Here is a 15,791-nt window from a genome sequence, read left to right as displayed (position 1 = left end):
TTCAAGGCGCCGTCCGCCCATGATTTGGTCATGCAGCGGCGGCGCTACAGCCTCCGCTCCGGTACCGACTTCCCTCACGCAAGGAGATTGTCATGCTGAAGTGGGCACTCATTTTCGCGATCGTATCCATCGTCGCCGGTCTGTTCGGCTTCACCGGCATCGCTGCCGGCGCGGCCGGTATCGCGAAGATCCTGTTCTTCGTGTTCGTCGCCATTTTCGTCGTGCTGCTCGTGCTCGGTCTGCTGGGCCTCAAGGCAATCGACTGAGCGCGGCGCGCTGAAACGCCAAGGAGAATCTCATGAACATCGCAAGCTTTCCGCTATCCGATACGGCGCCCGCCAAGGGTCCGCTCGAGCTTGACCACGCGGCATTGCAGCGCGTCCACCAGCAGATGCAGGATGGCGCCGTCACGCCGGCCATGAGCCCTTGGGCGGCCGACATCGTACGACTGCTCAACGGCGCCCTGGCCACCGAACTGGTCTGTGTGCTGCGCTACAAGCGCCATCATTTCACCGCGACCGGACTCAACGCGCCGGCGGTGGCCGCCGAATTCATGGTGCATGCGAACGAGGAGGCGGGGCACGCCGACCGCCTGGCCGCGCGCATCGTGCAGCTCGGTGGCGAGCCCGATTTCAGTCCCGAAGGTCTGCTTGACCGCAGCCATGCCGCCTACGACGAGGCGCTCGACCTGAAATCCATGCTGCGCGCCAACCTACTCGCCGAGCGGGTGGCGGTGGAAGCCTACCGCCAGATGATCGCGCTCGTTGCCGACAAGGACCCGACCACCCGGCGTCTGCTCGAAGACATCCTGGTTGATGAGGAAGAGCACGCCGATGAACTGGCCGGTCTGCTCGAACGCTGACCGGCCTTCCGATCCGCCGGCGCGCACGCCGCGCCGACCGGAACCTTCCGTCCATCCATGAAAGGAATTGCCATGAATACCGATCGTATCGAGGGAAACTGGAAGCAGATCAAGGGCAAGGTGCAGGAACAGTGGGGCAAGCTCACCGACGACGACTTCGACGTCATCGCCGGCCGCCGCGAACAGCTCGCCGGCAAGATCCAGGAGCGCTACGGCATCGCCAAGGACGAGGCCGAACGGCAGGTTCGCGAGTGGGAAAAGCGCCTCTGACCGGCAGCGCAGACCTCACCCGCGGGTGAGGTCTGCGGGTCGGGTCGCGTGCCCGGTGTTTGATCCAGGTCGTTGCAGACGCAGCTGGCCGGGCTACACTTGGCGCCCTTCCGGGCACCCTCCGCGGTGCCCGGAACCCGATCCTCCTTTTCCGACAAGCACAAGAAGAACCGACCTGATACCCGCGCCGTGCAGTCCTTGCACGGCGTTTTCCTTCCCGAATGCGCCTCCACCGACTTTTCTGGCTGGTCAGCCTCCTGCTCGCCTGCGCCGTTCTTGGCCTCTCGCTGCGCATCGTCGTGGTCGAGTGGTCGCGTGCCGCGCAGGCGCGCAGCGGCCTTGAGGCGATGGAGCACCTCGGTCATCTGCTGCTCGCCGCCGAAATGGCGTCGCGCGAGCGCGGGCCGGCCAACGGCGTGCTCGGCGACGACCTGCCCGGTGACCCGGCGAAGCACGAACGGCTGGCGCAGGCGCGGGCGCGCACTGACGCCGCCTTCGCCGTACTTGAGCACACGGTGGGTACGCCGTCGGTACCGCGCAACGAGGTGCGTGCGCTGATCGCGCGCGCTGCGCTGCAGCTGGCGCATGCGCGCGAGGCGATAGACCGCACCGCGGCGCTGCCTCGGGCACAGCGCAGCCCGGCCGCCATCAGCGAGGCCATCGGCAAGATGTTCGCGGTGATCGACGACCTGTCGCCGGCGCTGATGCGCCTGACCAACGAGGCGGTGGCTGCCTACCCGCGGGCCGCCGACGCGCTGATTGGCGCGCGCATCGCCGCCGATCTGCGCGAATACGCCGGCCAGCTCGGTTCGCAGTTCACGGTTGCGCTGACCTCGCGGCAGCCGCTGCGCGACGCCGAACATGTCGAGATCGAACGGCTGCGCGGCCGGGTCGAGCAATTGCGCAAACTGCTGGTGCAGCGCACCGAAGCCGCACCTGACCGCGTGCCGGTACAGACCGCGACCGCGACGATGCAGCTGCGCTACTTCGAATCCGCCATCCCCTTCGTCGAGGCGCTGACCGCGCACGGTCTGGGCGACGCGCACTACGGAATGGACGCCGCCGGCTTTGCCGCGCGCTACGTGCCGGACATGGATGCCATCGTCGCGCTGCGCGACGTGCTGATGGACGAAGCGCTCGAACAGGCGCGCAGCGGTCATGCCGAGGCGCGCGCGGCGCTGCTGTGGATCGGCGCGGGCAGCGTGCTGACGCTGGGGCTGCTCGCGCTCACGCTGTGGGTGGTGCATCACCGGGTGGTGCGCCCGCTGGAAGAAACCGCCGACCTCATCGTCGCCATCGCCCAGGGCAATCTGCAGCGCACGGTGCCCAAGCCGCGCCATCGCGACGAAGTGGCCGACGTGCTGCAGGCGATCAGCGTGCTGCGCGCCAACAGCATCGCGCGCGTCGCGCTGGAGGACGAACGCCAGCGCCTGGTTGAGCAGTTGCGCGACCAGTCCAATACCGATTTCCTGACCGGGCTGCCGAACCGGCGTGGCTTCTTCACGCTGGCCGAGCGCCACATTCCGAACCAGCAGCGCCACGGCTACCCGGTGGCGGTCGCGCTGTTCGACATCGACCACTTCAAGCAGGTGAACGACGGCTACGGCCACGTCGTCGGCGACGCGGTGCTGGTCGAGGTGGCGCGGCTGTGCGGCGAACAGAGCCGGCGCGGCGACGTGGCGGCGCGCTATGGCGGCGAGGAATTCGTCGTGCTGATGCCGCACACCGACGTCGCCAGCGCCATCCAGCACGCCGAGCGCCTGCGCCATGTCATCGAGGCGCTGCGCATTCCGCTCGATGACGGCGGCGAACTGCGCATCACCGCCAGTTTCGGTGTCGCCGCCTGCCGGCCGGACGACGATTCGCTCGATGCCGCCATCGCCGCGGCCGACGAGTGTCTGTACCGGGCCAAGCGGCAGGGGCGCAATCGCGTCGTGTGCGCCGCCGCCTGAATGCCGCGTCAGCCGCGGTGCACGGCGCGCAGCAGCTCGACGTCTTCGCTGGCCACCCGCACCACGCGGTTGCGGCCGGCACGCTTGGCTTCGTACAGCGCCTGATCGGCCAGTCGCACCAGTTGGTCCGACGTGTCGTCGTCGGCCGGCACCATGACGGCCACGCCGATGCTGGCCGTCAGTACGCCGAAGGGCGAGCGCACGTGCGGCTGGCCGCGCGCCTGCAGCGCGGCACAGACGGCGTGCGCGGTGGCGAGCGCACCGTCGGCATCGACACCCGGAATGATGAAGGCGAATTCCTCGCCGCCATAGCGCGCCACCAGATCGGTGGAGCGGCGCACATGCGCGTTGATCACCTCGGCCACCAGGCGCAGGCAGTCGTCACCGGCGAGGTGGCCGTAGTGGTCGTTGTAGGGCTTGAACAGGTCGACGTCGAGCAGGCACAGCGCCAGCGGCTCGCCACTGCGCCGCGCGCGTGCCCATTCGGCTTCCATCGTTTCGTCGAAGCGGCGGCGGTTGGCGATGCCGGTCAGGCTGTCGGTGGCGCTCAGCTCGGCCAGTCGGCGGTTCGACGCTTCAAGTTCGATCGTGCGTTCGCGCACCTTGTCTTCGAGCTCGTGCGCCATCGCGCGCTGTTCCCGCAGCAGGATGGACAGCCCCATGCCGATGATGCTCAGCGTCAGGATGTATTCCTGCGCGCGCAGTATGGTGTCGTGCGGCGACGCCGCGCCGAAGGGCTGGTGTCCGGTGGTGACCGACCACGCCGCGCCGAGCGCGATCAGCGCCACCGTCAGTGCAGTGCAACGCGTGCCGCAGCGCACCGCCACCCACAGCAGCGGCAGCAGCAGCAGGTGCGGCGTCAGCGCGACGTGAAAGGCGGCGCCGGCATTGACTGGCTGGGTGAACAGCAGCGCCGCGAAGGCCAGCGTCAGCGCCATCATCGCGATGCCCGCCGGGCCACCGCGTGCGCCCTCCGGGTCGCGTCGCAGGAAGGCCAGCAGCAGCGGCGTGTAAATGAGCAGCCCGAGCGCGTCGCCGAACCACCACAGCAGCGTCAGGGTCGAGTAGGGTGCGCTGACCCGGTCCAGCGTCATCAGCACGACGCCGGCCAGCAGCGAGGCGCCGAGCGACCCGAGCAGCGGTCCGGCCAGCAGGAAGCGGCCGAAGTCGTGGATGCGTTCGAGGCCCGGTGAAACGCCGAGCCGGCGCATCAGCAGATAGGTGAAGGCCACCTCGGACAGATTGCACAGGCTGACCAGCGTTGCCTGCAAAGGCGGGAAGGCGGGGATGTTCGCGTAGATGTCGGACGCCAGCACCAGCGCCGCCATCCAGCCACCGCGCGCGCCCTGCCAGTGCAGAAGCGCGGCCAGCAGTACCGCATTCGGCAGCCACACCACGACCTCGTTCTCCGGCGACATCGCGAGCGACATCGTCAGCTTCACGCTGGCGAAGTGCAGCAGCGGCAGCAGAAGGAATACGCGCCAGTCGGGGCGCGACGGAAGTGCAGCGGAAGTCGGAGCAATGAGGGCCACAGCGTCTCGGGGGCGTCGGGTGCTCAAGGCGCGCCAGCATGCCCGAACACCCGGCCCGTGGCGAGACATGCGACGAAAAGTCACCGTCCGGGGGCGGCGCACAGGCGGAAAAGGAGGCGGGCAGCAGGCGGCCCGGTTGACTCGGGATTCACCGTCAAGCCATTGATCGGCCGAACAAACGTCAGCGGGGCGGCGTAAGCCGGACCGTCGCGGTGCACGCCCGGGCCGGGGCGGATGGCAGGCTGCCACATCCAGAAAATCTTTAGTCGGATATTCCACGCCCGATGCCTGTCCATCCTGCTGGACCGCAACCGGGGAGGAGACCGACATGAAGAAATCAACGGCGGCAGTTTCGGCGCTGGTGCTGGCCGTGGCGGGCGCAGGCGGCTATCTGTACTGGCAGCAGCAACGGGCGGCGCCGACCGATGCGCCCGCCCCGATCGAGGCGCCCGTCGTAACGGCACTCGAACCCCAGGCGCCGGCGCCCGAGCCGGCGCCGCATTACCCGATCGCCGCGCCGGAAGTCGCCAACGCGGCAGGTGCCGAGGTCGATCCGGACGCAAAACTGCTGGCCGCGCTGCGCGCACTGTTCGGCGCCTCGGTCGACACGCTGTTCAACAGCACCGACATCGTCCGGCGCATTGTCGTGACCGTCGACAACCTGCCGCGCGAGAAGGTGGCGCGCCGTCTGATGCCGGTGAAACCGGTGCCCGGCCCGATGGTCGTGGCCGGCAGCGGCGACGCGCGGGTGCTGGACGAATCCAACGCCGCCCGCTACGGCACATATATTCATCTGGTGGACACCGTGCCGACCGCCGCCGTGGTCGATGCCTACGTGCGCAATTACCCGGCCTTCCAGCAGCGCTACGTCGAACTGGGCTACCCGGACGGCTATTTCAACAATCGCCTGGTCGAGGTGATCGACCACCTGCTGGCTGCGCCCGAACTCGCCGGCCCGCTGCGCCTGGCGCAGCCCAAGGTGCTCTACACCTTCGCCGATCCCGAACTGGAAAAGCTGTCGGAAGGGCAGAAGATCCTGCTGCGCATGGGCCCGGACAATGCAGCGCGGGTGAAGGCGAAGCTCCGAGAGATACGCGCGGCGGTGACGAAGCAGGCGCCGGGTGGGTAACCGACCCGATACGCTTACAGCAATAGTGGTCTGCTGATCCTCGGACAGCGGCCTGCGCCGACGCTTGCGGCGCGCATCGGCCCAGTCGCGGCCAAGGCCGCACCCACAGGAGGAAGCGCGTGACCGGCGGCCGGAGTCCGTGGCCGGGGTTCTGTGGGAGGGGTCTTCTGACCTCGACAGCGGCGGTGATCTGCAACGGCCGCATCGCGACCAAAGGTCGCTCCCACAAGGATCGCTTCCTGTTCGGCGTCGGAGCAGGGTTCTGTGGGAGCGAGCTTGCTCGCGATGGCGGCGGTGATCTAAGCCAGCGGCAAGCACCCGCCGCGTCGCGGCCAAGGCCGCTCCCACAAGGATCGCACCCGACCTATGGCGGGGGCGCGCTCGGGCGTTCTCCGGTCAGACGCAGCGGGCGAGCAGGGCGACGACCTCGCCCTGGCGGTGCGTGCCGGTCTTGGCAAGGATGCGCTTGAGGTGGGAACGGACCGTCGCCAGACCGATGCCCAGCGCGGACGCGATGCCTTCGAGCGAACGCCCTTGCGCCAGCGCCGCGGCGACTGCGGCTTCGGTCCGCGTGAGGTCGAACAGCGCGCGCAGCTTTTCCAGATCGGCCGGCGCCTCCGGGTCGCGGATGAACATCAGCGCGGCCGGCCCCTGATCGCCGAACACCGACAGCGACGGGCGCAGCGGCGCGATTTCCAGCACCAGTGGCAGCCGACCCATACGCGGAACGCACAGCGCGGCACCGGCATCGCCCGGCTCGCCCTGCGCGACATCGACCGCCGCGCGCACCCGCGCCGACAGCGCATCGCGCAGCGCCGGTTGCCGCAGAACGAGGCATCCGCCATGCACCGCCAGTTCGGTGTTACCGCGCAACAGCGCGTCCGCCATCGCGCTGGACAGCACGACGCGGCAGCGCTCATCGACCACGACCACGCCGGTATCGACGCGGTCGAGTGCCTGCAGTGCGGTGGCATGCGCCTGCGACAGCGCCGACAGGCGCCGACCGAGCCGCAGCGCGCGCTGCAGGTGCGGCAGCAGCAGCGCGACTTTGCTGCGTTCGACTTCGGTATAGGCGCCGGCTTCGCGCGTGCGATGGATGCCCAGCACGCCGATGACGCCATCGGCCGCCTGGAACACCGCGCCCAGCATGTGGTGGATGTCGAGATGACGCAGCCATTCCTGGTAGAAACCGCTGCGCGCCTGCTCTTCGGGCGTCACCAGATCCTCGTCGGTGATGACGCGTGACAGCCCGTGAGCGACCGAGCGCTCGACCCAAAGATCGCGCCGGTGCCAGTCCTCGGCCCAGGCCCGGTCGCGCTCCGCGACCACCAGATTGTCGGTGCACTCGAGCAGATCCACCCGCGCGCCGTCGCCGTGCAGCTTGATGACCGTACTGGTCGAATCGAGCGCCTGTGCGGTGCGCGTTGCGGTGCCCGGCCACAGGCTGCTGTCCAGCGCGGCGTCGTAGTAATGCGCGATCAGCGCCGACAGGCGGGCGTCGGCAAGTTCCGGTGAGGACATGGGTGACGCCTCCGTGAGCGGGTTTCTCCCCTGTTTGGGGGGCGCAAGCGCCCCGTGCGGATTTCTACCATAGCGCACCGGCATCGCACGACGCGAACCTCACGGCGGCGATGCGACCGTCGGGATCGAATGACAGGAGCCCTTCCATGCAGACACGAGCCGTTCTTTTTCGCCTCGCCCTGGCCGGCGCGCTGATCGCCGGCGCCTTGCCCGCGCAGGCGCAGAACGCCACCACCCCCGCCGCGAAGCTCGACATCGCCGGCGTGCGCATCGGCATGACCGAAGCCGAAGCCGTCAAGGCCGTGCAGGCCTTCGACGCCAGCGCGAAGCTGAAGCGCACCCTCGCCACCTTCTCCTACTTCGACGGCGTGAACTCGCTGGAGTCGCCGGAATTCCTCGACCAGATCGGCGTCACGATGGCCGGTTCGGGCATCGGCATCTGGTTCGCCAGCCCGCCGTCCGAACCGCGCGTCATCGCCGTCATGCGCCGCGCATCGGCGCCGCAACCGCCGGGCAGCGAACAGATGATGTCGTCGCTCGTCGCGCGCTACGGCCCGTACGCCGCGCGCACCCCGCCGGTTGCCGGCGGTCGCGCCGTCGTGCACTGGAGCGAGGAAGGCAAACCCCAGTGCAGCGTGGACAAGGATCGCAAGGGCCAGCGCATCCCCTGGAACAACGCCATGGGCACGCTGCTGCAGCCGGGTGCGGTGAAGGTGCTGGAACAGTACGCACGCCAACGCGTGCCGCATCTGGTCGACGCCCTCGGCCCCATGCCCGACGTCGCCCGCTGCGGCATCGTGCTGCGCTATGAATGGAACAACGAGCCGGTGCAGAACTTCGAAGCCTGGCTGGTCGATCAGGGCGGCATGGTCGCCGGCAGCCGGAGGTCGGCCGAGTGGGTCGAACAGCTCAAGACCGAAGCGGTGCGGAAGCTGAAGGGGCAGGGGGCGGCGCCGAAGTTCTGACCGTTCCCGCGTTCCTTCGGGCGATTCATTCGGCGCGTGAGCGGACCACGCTTGAGCGCTTCACAGCATGCGCGACACGATGCGCTGCGTTTCGTCGCTGAACTCGGCAAATTCCTGATCCGTCAGCAGATACTCCCGTCGCATCTCGGTCAGCTTGAACAGCGCGTTGGAACGGCTCAGCCCGTCGAATACAAGCGCGATCTGCTTGTCGCGGTCCTGTATCAGCTTGAAGATGTTCAAGTAGCGTTCATGGCTCGTGTCCTCGCTTTGGGCCACGAGTGTCAGTTCTTCCAGGATGCGATTGCACAGGCGCTCAAGCGCAACCGGCTTCAGCGTGCTGAGCCGTCGCCAATCTGCTTCGGGGATGCGCGTCGTCATGGTCTGTTCGGGATGCCGGTCGGTGGGATCGATGAATGGGTTCCGTTCGAGGGGTCGCTCCCCCGTAAGGATAGGCGCGGTAGCTGCATGAAGCGAACGCTCACGCGAAGCGCAGTTGCTTCGCTGCCGAACATGATCCAGACCGGTGGTGTCATTACTTTCCGAACCAACCCTTTGCTTTCGCAACGTTTGCCCGCTTCGTATCAAGGACAAACCCGATTCCCCGCCTCTCAAACCGCTCTTCCAGCACGTCGGCCCCCTTCTTGAGCTTGAGGTCCATTTCCTCTTTGTACAGCGGCGTCAGCACATAGAACGAAATCATGTCCCCGGACTTTGCCCGGAACTGGAAGAAGTCTTTGGGCAGTGAATACGGCGGCGTGAGCATTGCGCCGACAAAACCCGTATTTGCGATGGGCTCCGGCGGGTCGCCATTGGGAATCGAATGCCCCCACCCGATCCACGTCTTGTACTCATGGGGCAGACGCCCGATCATCTTCAGCCACCTTAGCGGCCAGTAGTTCGCTTCGTTCTTGAGCGATTCCTGGTCGAGAGGCCAGCTACGCGGCAGAGCGATAAGAAGCTCGACCCGGCGGAATTTCTCCATGCCCTCAGGAACATTCATCGGTTCGTCGCTTACACCGCTGGTCACCAGCACGTGATAGGGACGTTCCGCCGTAGCAGGAACGATCAGTACATCAAGATGGACCAAGTCGGACAGCACTTCGTGGTAGACGGACTCAATCTTCCCGATGTACTTCTCGACGTGAGCTTCCACCTCCTCCAGGTTTTCTCCGGGGTGCCGTGGAGCGGTCCGTTCCGGGCCGCGCGGCTTGTGGCGATAGATGGGACTGCCGGATTCGGATCTCTCTTCTTCGTGCGACATGGTCCCCTTCCTGTCGGCGGAATGGACGGTTGGTACTGCTGCGAGCATCGCTACAAACAAGAACACTGCGGTGAGGTATTTCATGACGGCTCGCGTGGAGGTGCGCGGCCTGCGCTGCCTTTCGCGCAGGTCCGCACGACAGCAGGGTCAGCCCTTTCGGGCCAGGATTCCATACACATGGTAAGGGACCTCGGAGACAACTAACTGCTCTGGAATGGGTTCGGTGTTTCCGTTCAGATGCACGTCGAGCCCATCGAAATTTCCCTTTGCATCCGCATAGACAATGAACTCAAGGGACGCACCGGGCGGCTGCTCTACCGGGAACTCAGCGAGAAACACAACGTGACCTCTCCCGGAAGGCGGAGCGATTGGAGCGGCTTGCCTTCCCTCCTCACGAACCATGTTGAAACTGTTACAACCACACTCACAAAGGCGTGTGATCTTCCCGGCGTTGAATTGCGCGAGAAGCGCTTCGCCAGCGACGAACTCAGGACATTTCGCAATGAATTTTGCCCAGCAAGCGGCGGTTTCGACGCTGTTCGTCATGAGAGGGCTAACGTTGAAAATCAGGAAATATATGGATCTGATCCTGGTAATTTCTACTTGAGAATAGCGTCAACCTGGCCGAGGCGAACCCCTATTGGAATCATTCCGGAAACGTTGACTTTCGCGCGGTAGGTGTACGAAGAGCCCGCTGATACGGTGTCGCTGCAAATGGAGTTGGCGTATCGGACGCCATTCGAGTTCGCTGAGGTTTGGGTGTTAAGGGAGATAGTGCATACGTCTTTCCCGTCGCGAGATAGCGTAGCATCAAGCGTCCCGGGATTTTCGTCTGAAGCGGTGGCCTCTGCGCGAAAGTGAAATGTCAGAAGTCTATTTACCCTTGATACCTCAGGAGACCAAGTGGCTTCATTTGCAAGCGACGCATTGTCCACAAGTCGGCCGACTGCGCCTGGTTCCGGAGTCGCGGTTTGAGCTGTGAGGCTCATATCTGACTTCGTCTCAGTTGGGATATGATTCGGTTCAGATGGCGTCTGAATCCGCTGAATTTGTGACACCCCATGTTGGGCTGGCTGAACCCTTGGGGTGCCGAAAATTGTCTTCATTCCATCAGTCCACATTGATAAATACGTCGTGTTATTGGTGTTGTTTGAATTGACTGTGCTTCCTTGGTTAATGGTGTTTCCGTTGCCATTCTGGGTGTTGCCTGGTGTGGGTCGAAGGGCGGTTATTGCAGGCGGAACAATTCCGATCACTGTTCCAATCAATCCAATCATTGAAAGCCAAATCTTTGTCCTTGGGCTGGATTTATTTGGGTGTTCCTGGGGCATTTATTTCTCCAAAATTATAGAGGCTTGTGGTGCGATTTAACTTTGAGCGAATTGGCGTTTGCGGCTTGATTACGTAGCGTCGTCTGAATCACGGTGTGCCCCGCGGAAATATATGGGGTCTGGTCCCAATAATGCGGCCTAAAATAGCGAGTTGATCGTTTTCCCCGTGGGCTGATGCAGAGGTGAGAAGTGAAACTGGAATTAACTGATTTGAGGGGTAACTCATAGTGGTCTAGAAACTGCCATTTGTTGGCTGCAATGCGATCTAACGATGAAATCAGGAGGCTAGGTGCTGCGTACTGGTTTTAGAAAATGGGGCCAGACCACAATTCAAAAAATATGTTTGACAAATGTGGTCTGTCCCCTATTGCAGTGGCTCATTGCGCGCGACATGTAGGGGATTCGCTTGGTGCTATTACACGATGCCCTACCGTAATGTTTCGTTGAAGAACTATGTCCCCCCTTTTCACGGAGACCTTCAGTTCGGAGCCTATGCCAGCACGCAATTCGGCTAGTTCGGGTTCCCGCCAAAAGGAAATCTTTGCGTTAGCCATCGTAAGAAGCTCATCTCCTGACATCAACCCAGCGCGTTCGGCAGGTGAGTTCAGTTCGACTTCATCCACCGTGATTGGAGCGAGCTCCCGTTCGCAAGAATCTCTAGATTCGTGGGCTTTCACAAGAATGCCGGTACACGGAAGGTTCGGGCCTTGGTCAAAGTACTTGCGTACTGTCTGATCGAATTCCGAACGAAATGCATCCATCTTTCGTTCCTCGCGGACGATACAGGGGAGCTGCTTGAGCGCCTGCGGTACTAAATTATCGATATCCTTCTGACAGTTCTCCGGGTGAACGTCTTTACTAGATTGGCTGCGTGCCCATTCAAGAAACTCTGTGCTTACTGCTGGGATTTCATTCGTTTCAATGATGCCCGGCGCTACAGCACTTAATTCTTTCAAGTAGCGCTCGGTTCTTCCGCCGAAGGCTGGAAAGGCTGCTTCGCATCGTGCAATCCGCTTTGCAGAACCCACTGCAACGATTTTCGATGCTGGCGGGAGAAAAGCCCACTGAGAAATTGCTACGCTCGCTGGCATGAATGCACCACAGCACAACGCAATTAGCTTAATCTTCCTCATGACGCCCAACGTGGAGCTAACCGGCCTGCGCGGCTTTTCGCGCAGATCCGGTTGAGCGCAGGGTTGGGCGGCGCCACCTTGCTCGCTGCCACCTTGCAGCATGAAGCAAGCGCGACGAGGTCGGCTGAGAACGCAGCCTGCAACGGCCTCTCGCGGCAAGGACCCGAGACTAAGGTGGAAGCAGCGCGAGGAACGAATGGCGAAGCAAACTCCTTTAACGGCGAGGCCAATAATGTTGAAAGGCCCTTCTCAATTGCTTTGGCACGACGAAGAGCATTGCTCCGACTGCGACGACCCATAGCCCGAGGGCGACGGGAAGCGCAAAGGGAGCCTCCGAGAAGAACTGGAGAATGACAACAAAAACGCCACAACAAAGGGCAACCAGCAGCAAGACGCGCTGCTGCACTTTCTTTTCCTGCGGCGTAAACATTTCACGCGCCATATTGCGACGCCCAACGTGAGGTCGACGACATTTTCGTCCGATAAGACGGGCGGTGTCCGGATAAACGAACAAACTGGACACCGGATTTCTTTTTCATTTCAATCCTCTCCGTTTGCTTCCACGTTTACTCGCAGTACCAACAAAACCCGAAACCGGACATGCTCCCTACCGGCATCGCACGGAAGTTAGCTCATGATGCTGCGGTCCTTCCGCGCATCAGACTTTTGGCCGATGGGGTGGCGAAGATCGTGCGCGACGACGGTGGGTGCGAACGCCGCCAGCCACGCAAAGAAAAAGGGCCTGTCTCCCGACAGGCCCTTTCCGTTTCAGCGATGCGCCCTTGTGGGCGTAGCCGTCAGCCGCAGCTGCCGACTGCGCCGCAGGCCGTGCAGAAATCGCAGCCGTCCTTGCGGATCACCGACTGGTTGCCGCATTCGTTGCACAGCGCACCCTGCATGAGCTTGGGTTCGTCGTCGCCGCGCGGGGCTTCGAGGATGCCCATTTCGCGGGTGGGGTAGCCGTCCTCGTCGAGGATGCCCAGCATGGCGTACCGGTGGATGATGAGGCGGGCGACGTAGGCGACGGTCGAGGGCCAGTTCTGCTGGCGGCGGGTGCCGGGCACGAAGGCCATGAAGTCGCCCAGCGGTTCCGGGTAGCTGATGAGCTTGCGCAGCTTCATGCCTATCCAGGCCGGGTCCATCACGCGCATGTCGAGCGCGAGGATGCGGGTGAGGCCGTCGAGCGCGCGCGGGTAGTTGCCGGACAGCCACACCGAGTAGGGCCGGGTCTCGCCGCCGGGCAGGGTGATCTCCTTCAGGCCGAGCACGAAGTCTTCGCCGGTGGCCGGATTGCTGATGTCCACCGTCCAGCTCAGCGTGCCGTCGGTGCCGGTCTTCGGCTCCTGCACGGCGAACAGGGTGTCGAGCACCGGCGTCGGCGCTTCGCGGTCAAGCGCGCCGAGCTTGTCGCAGCGGTAGCGGATCACGTTGGCGAAGGCGGCGACCACGCCGGGCATGCGGCGGTGTTCGCCGGTCGGCGGGAAGGGCAGGTCGAAGCTGGCGTCGCCGACAGTCTTGGCAAGCACGTCGAGCTTGAGCTTGAGCCAGCCCGGATCGTTGGCGCGCATGTCCATCGACAGCGTCTTGGCGACGGCGCCGAGGCCGCGCGGCTGGTTGGCGCCATTGACCCACACTTCGAAGGGCAGCGGCTGGATGCGGCCGTCCGGACCTTCGTTTTCGGTGTGGCCGACGAAGAGCGCGAATTCGCCGCCCGGCGTCTTCAGCATATAGGTCCAGCTCGGGTTGCCGTCGCTCATGTCCGGCCGGCCGGGCCAGCGCAGGCTGGCCAGCACCGGCGCCGGCAGCGCGCCGATCGACAGGCGCTGGTTGGCGCCGCCGGCGACCAGTTCGACGTCGTGTGGCTGCTTCTTCTCTTCGCTCTTCGGCGTGTCGACCGACAGCACGCTGCCGAGCACGCTGTTCGGGCGGTAGGTGGCGAGGCCCTTGAGGCCGGCCTTCCACGCGGCGAGGTAGAGATCCTCGAAGTCGGCGTAGGGGTAGTCGGCCGGCACGTTCACCGTCTTGGAAATCGAGGTGTCGATGTAGGGCGCGACCGCGGCCACCATGTCCTTGTGGGCGGCGGCGGAGATTTCGAGCGCGGTGACGAACCAGGGCGGCAGTTTGTCCATGTCGCCGCCGAGGTGCTTGTACAGGCGCCAGGCGTAGTCCTCGACCGCGTATTCCTTGAAGGTGCCGTCGGCCATGCGCTTCTTGCGCGTGTAGGTCCAGGAGAAGGGCGGTTCGATGCCGTTGCTGGCGTTGTCGGCGAAGGCCAGCGAAATGGTGCCGGTGGGCGCGATCGACAGCAGGTGCGAATTACGCAGGCCGTGCTTGCGGATCTGCTCCTTCACCTCGGCCGGCAGGCGCGACGCGAAGTTGCCGCCCGACAGGTACATGTCGGCGTTGAACAGCGGGAAGCTGCCGCGCTCCTTGGCCAGTTCGACCGAGGCGAGGTAGGCGGCGTCGCGCATCACTTCGGAAATGCGCGAGGCCATCAGCCGCGCTTCCTGCGAGTCGTAGCGCTGGCGCAGCATGATGAGCGTGTCGCCGAGGCCGGTGAAGCCGAGGCCGACGCGGCGCTTGGCCATCGCTTCGTCATGCTGCTGCTGCAGCGGCCAGTGCGTCACGTCGAGCACGTTGTCCAGCATGCGGATGGCGATGGCCACCACTTCGCGGAAGCCGTCGAAGTCGAATTCGGCCGCTTCGGAGAAGGGCCGCTTCACGAAGCGCACCAGATTGATCGAACCCAGGTCGCAGCAGCCATAGGGCGGCAGCGGCTGTTCGGCGCAGGGGTTGGTCGCCTCGATGCGCTCGCAGTAGTAGAGGTTGTTGTCGCGGTTGATGCGGTCGAGGAAGAGGATGCCCGGCTCGGCATGGTCGTAGGTCGAGCGCATGATCTGGTCCCACAGATCGCGCGCACGCGGCTTCGCGTAGACCCACAGGCCGTCCTCGCGCTGGTAGGCGCCGGCCGCTTTCAGGTCGGGTGCCGGTTCCGCCTTGTGCACCAGGTCGACCGTGGTGTCGGCTTCGACCGCTTTCATGAACACGTCGGTCACGCCGACCGACACGTTGAAATTGGTCAGGTCGCCGCCGTCCTTGGCGTGGATGAACTGTTCGATGTCCGGGTGATCGCAGCGCAAAACGCCCATCTGGGCGCCGCGGCGGCTGCCTGCGGATTCCACCGTTTCGCACGAGCGGTCGAACACGCGCATGTAGCTGACCGGGCCGGAGGCACGCGACTGCGTGCCGCGCACGCGGGCGCCGACCGGGCGGATGCTGGAAAAGTCGTAGCCGACGCCGCCACCGCGGCGCATCGTTTCGGCGGCCTGGGCGAGTGCGGTGTAGATGCCGGGGCGCTCGTCCTCGATTTCGGTGATCGAGTCGCCGACCGGCTGCACGAAGCAGTTGATCAGCGTGGCGGTGAGGTTGGTGCCGGCGGCCGAGCTGATGCGGCCGGCGGGTACGAAGCCGCGGTCCTGCGCTTCGAGGAACTTCGCTTCCCAGTGCGCGCGGCGGTCTTCCGCTTCGGCCTGGGCCAGTGCCTTCGCCACGCGGCGACGCACTTCAGCGACGGTGGTTTCGCCGCCCTTGGCGTACTTCTCGATCAGCACTTCGCCTGAAATTTCCTGCTCCGGCAGGCAGGCGATTTTTTCCTCTTCGGTCAGTGGGACAAGATCGATCTGTTGCATGTGTGGGCTCCTCCCTGACGTGAATCTTTCGATTCTAGGCCGCTGATACGAGGTCGGACAGCCTTGACAGGGGCGCGTTCCGGCGGTCGTCCGCGCCCCTGCTGGCATTGGCTGCGATGCTTACGGCCGGGCGGGCGATTGCGGTG

Annotated in this window: 13 protein-coding genes; 6 read left to right on the top strand and 7 right to left on the bottom strand. The window is 64.5% G+C overall.

The features are described from left to right. Positions 1-92 precede the first annotated feature (92 nt). From METFAM1_RS20520 to METFAM1_RS0105015, 4 genes are all read left to right on the top strand, one after another. Positions 93-266 (top strand): DUF1328 family protein, encoded by a 174-nt coding sequence (locus METFAM1_RS20520; protein ID WP_019918507.1) that lies wholly within the window; start codon positions 93-95, stop codon positions 264-266. A 32-nt stretch (positions 267-298) separates the two neighbouring features. After that, positions 299-862, top strand: coding sequence for a ferritin-like domain-containing protein (locus tag METFAM1_RS0105025; protein WP_019918506.1), 564 nt, complete (start codon positions 299-301; stop codon positions 860-862). A 72-nt stretch (positions 863-934) separates the two neighbouring features. Continuing rightward, the gene (locus METFAM1_RS0105020; protein ID WP_019918505.1) at positions 935-1,132 is read left to right on the top strand and encodes a CsbD family protein; all 198 of its coding nucleotides are present in this window, start codon (positions 935-937) and stop codon (positions 1,130-1,132) included. Between the two features lie 221 nt (positions 1,133-1,353). Further along, a complete protein-coding gene (locus METFAM1_RS0105015) occupies positions 1,354-3,084 on the top strand; it encodes a GGDEF domain-containing protein (RefSeq protein ID WP_019918504.1) in 1,731 nt (576 codons plus the stop codon). Between the two features lie 8 nt (positions 3,085-3,092). On the opposite strand, the gene METFAM1_RS0105010 is transcribed toward METFAM1_RS0105015, so the two are convergent. Further along, positions 3,093-4,616, bottom strand: coding sequence for a GGDEF domain-containing protein (locus METFAM1_RS0105010; RefSeq protein ID WP_024300476.1), 1,524 nt, complete (start codon positions 4,614-4,616; stop codon positions 3,093-3,095). Between the two features lie 328 nt (positions 4,617-4,944). Here METFAM1_RS0105010 and METFAM1_RS0105005 point away from each other — a divergent pair, with 328 nt between their 5' ends. Continuing rightward, positions 4,945-5,745, top strand: a complete 801-nt coding sequence (locus METFAM1_RS0105005) for a DUF3014 domain-containing protein (RefSeq protein WP_019918503.1) — start codon at positions 4,945-4,947, stop codon at positions 5,743-5,745. A 396-nt stretch (positions 5,746-6,141) separates the two neighbouring features. Here METFAM1_RS0105005 and METFAM1_RS0105000 read toward each other — a convergent pair whose 3' ends face one another. Further along, on the bottom strand, positions 6,142-7,266 hold the full coding sequence (locus METFAM1_RS0105000; protein ID WP_019918502.1) for a helix-turn-helix transcriptional regulator: 1,125 nt from the start codon (positions 7,264-7,266) through the stop codon (positions 6,142-6,144). A gap of 146 nt (positions 7,267-7,412) precedes the next feature. On the opposite strand from METFAM1_RS0105000, the gene METFAM1_RS0104995 reads away from it, so the two are divergent. Beyond that, positions 7,413-8,231, top strand: coding sequence for a hypothetical protein (locus tag METFAM1_RS0104995; RefSeq protein WP_019918501.1), 819 nt, complete (start codon positions 7,413-7,415; stop codon positions 8,229-8,231). Positions 8,232-8,291: 60 nt separating this feature from the next. Here the strand turns inward: METFAM1_RS0104995 and METFAM1_RS0104990 are convergent, their stop codons facing one another. The 5 genes from METFAM1_RS0104990 to METFAM1_RS0104975 form a co-directional block, all read right to left on the bottom strand. Beyond that, positions 8,292-8,609, bottom strand: a complete 318-nt coding sequence (locus METFAM1_RS0104990; protein WP_019918500.1) for a hypothetical protein — start codon at positions 8,607-8,609, stop codon at positions 8,292-8,294. Between the two features lie 154 nt (positions 8,610-8,763). Then, the gene (locus METFAM1_RS0104985; protein WP_019918499.1) at positions 8,764-9,576 is read right to left on the bottom strand and encodes a suppressor of fused domain protein; all 813 of its coding nucleotides are present in this window, start codon (positions 9,574-9,576) and stop codon (positions 8,764-8,766) included. Positions 9,577-9,639: 63 nt separating this feature from the next. Beyond that, entirely contained in the window at positions 9,640-10,038 is a 399-nt protein-coding gene (locus tag METFAM1_RS20785; protein WP_157256667.1) for a hypothetical protein, read from the bottom strand. Positions 10,039-11,200: 1,162 nt separating this feature from the next. Next, a complete protein-coding gene (locus tag METFAM1_RS20780) occupies positions 11,201-12,058 on the bottom strand; it encodes a PDZ domain-containing protein (RefSeq protein ID WP_157256666.1) in 858 nt (285 codons plus the stop codon). A 695-nt stretch (positions 12,059-12,753) separates the two neighbouring features. Further along, entirely contained in the window at positions 12,754-15,645 is a 2,892-nt protein-coding gene (locus METFAM1_RS0104975) for an adenosylcobalamin-dependent ribonucleoside-diphosphate reductase (protein ID WP_019918496.1), read from the bottom strand. Positions 15,646-15,791 lie beyond the last annotated feature (146 nt).

It is taken from the genome of Methyloversatilis discipulorum (genome assembly GCF_000527135.1).
Classification (GTDB): domain Bacteria; phylum Pseudomonadota; class Gammaproteobacteria; order Burkholderiales; family Rhodocyclaceae; genus Methyloversatilis; species Methyloversatilis discipulorum.
The sequence above is the reverse complement of the archived record's forward strand: the minus strand, read 5'-3'. Positions and strand labels throughout refer to the sequence as shown.

Excerpts from the sequence above, each read along its gene's own strand:
- METFAM1_RS20785 (WP_157256667.1), bottom strand. The coding sequence starts at position 10,038 with ATGACGAACAGCGTCGAAACCGCCGCTTGCTGGGCAAAATTCATTGCG.
- METFAM1_RS0104985 (WP_019918499.1), bottom strand. The coding sequence starts at position 9,576 with ATGAAATACCTCACCGCAGTGTTCTTGTTTGTAGCGATGCTCGCAGCA.
- METFAM1_RS0105020 (WP_019918505.1), top strand. The coding sequence starts at position 935 with ATGAATACCGATCGTATCGAGGGAAACTGGAAGCAGATCAAGGGCAAG.
- METFAM1_RS0105015 (WP_019918504.1), top strand. The coding sequence starts at position 1,354 with ATGCGCCTCCACCGACTTTTCTGGCTGGTCAGCCTCCTGCTCGCCTGC.
- METFAM1_RS0105000 (WP_019918502.1), bottom strand. The coding sequence starts at position 7,266 with ATGTCCTCACCGGAACTTGCCGACGCCCGCCTGTCGGCGCTGATCGCG.
- METFAM1_RS0104995 (WP_019918501.1), top strand. The coding sequence starts at position 7,413 with ATGCAGACACGAGCCGTTCTTTTTCGCCTCGCCCTGGCCGGCGCGCTG.
- METFAM1_RS0105025 (WP_019918506.1), top strand. The coding sequence starts at position 299 with ATGAACATCGCAAGCTTTCCGCTATCCGATACGGCGCCCGCCAAGGGT.
- METFAM1_RS0104975 (WP_019918496.1), bottom strand. The coding sequence starts at position 15,645 with ATGCAACAGATCGATCTTGTCCCACTGACCGAAGAGGAAAAAATCGCC.
- METFAM1_RS0104990 (WP_019918500.1), bottom strand. The coding sequence starts at position 8,609 with ATGACGACGCGCATCCCCGAAGCAGATTGGCGACGGCTCAGCACGCTG.
- METFAM1_RS20520 (WP_019918507.1), top strand. The coding sequence starts at position 93 with ATGCTGAAGTGGGCACTCATTTTCGCGATCGTATCCATCGTCGCCGGT.
- METFAM1_RS0105005 (WP_019918503.1), top strand. The coding sequence starts at position 4,945 with ATGAAGAAATCAACGGCGGCAGTTTCGGCGCTGGTGCTGGCCGTGGCG.
- METFAM1_RS20780 (WP_157256666.1), bottom strand. The coding sequence starts at position 12,058 with ATGCTGCAAGGTGGCAGCGAGCAAGGTGGCGCCGCCCAACCCTGCGCT.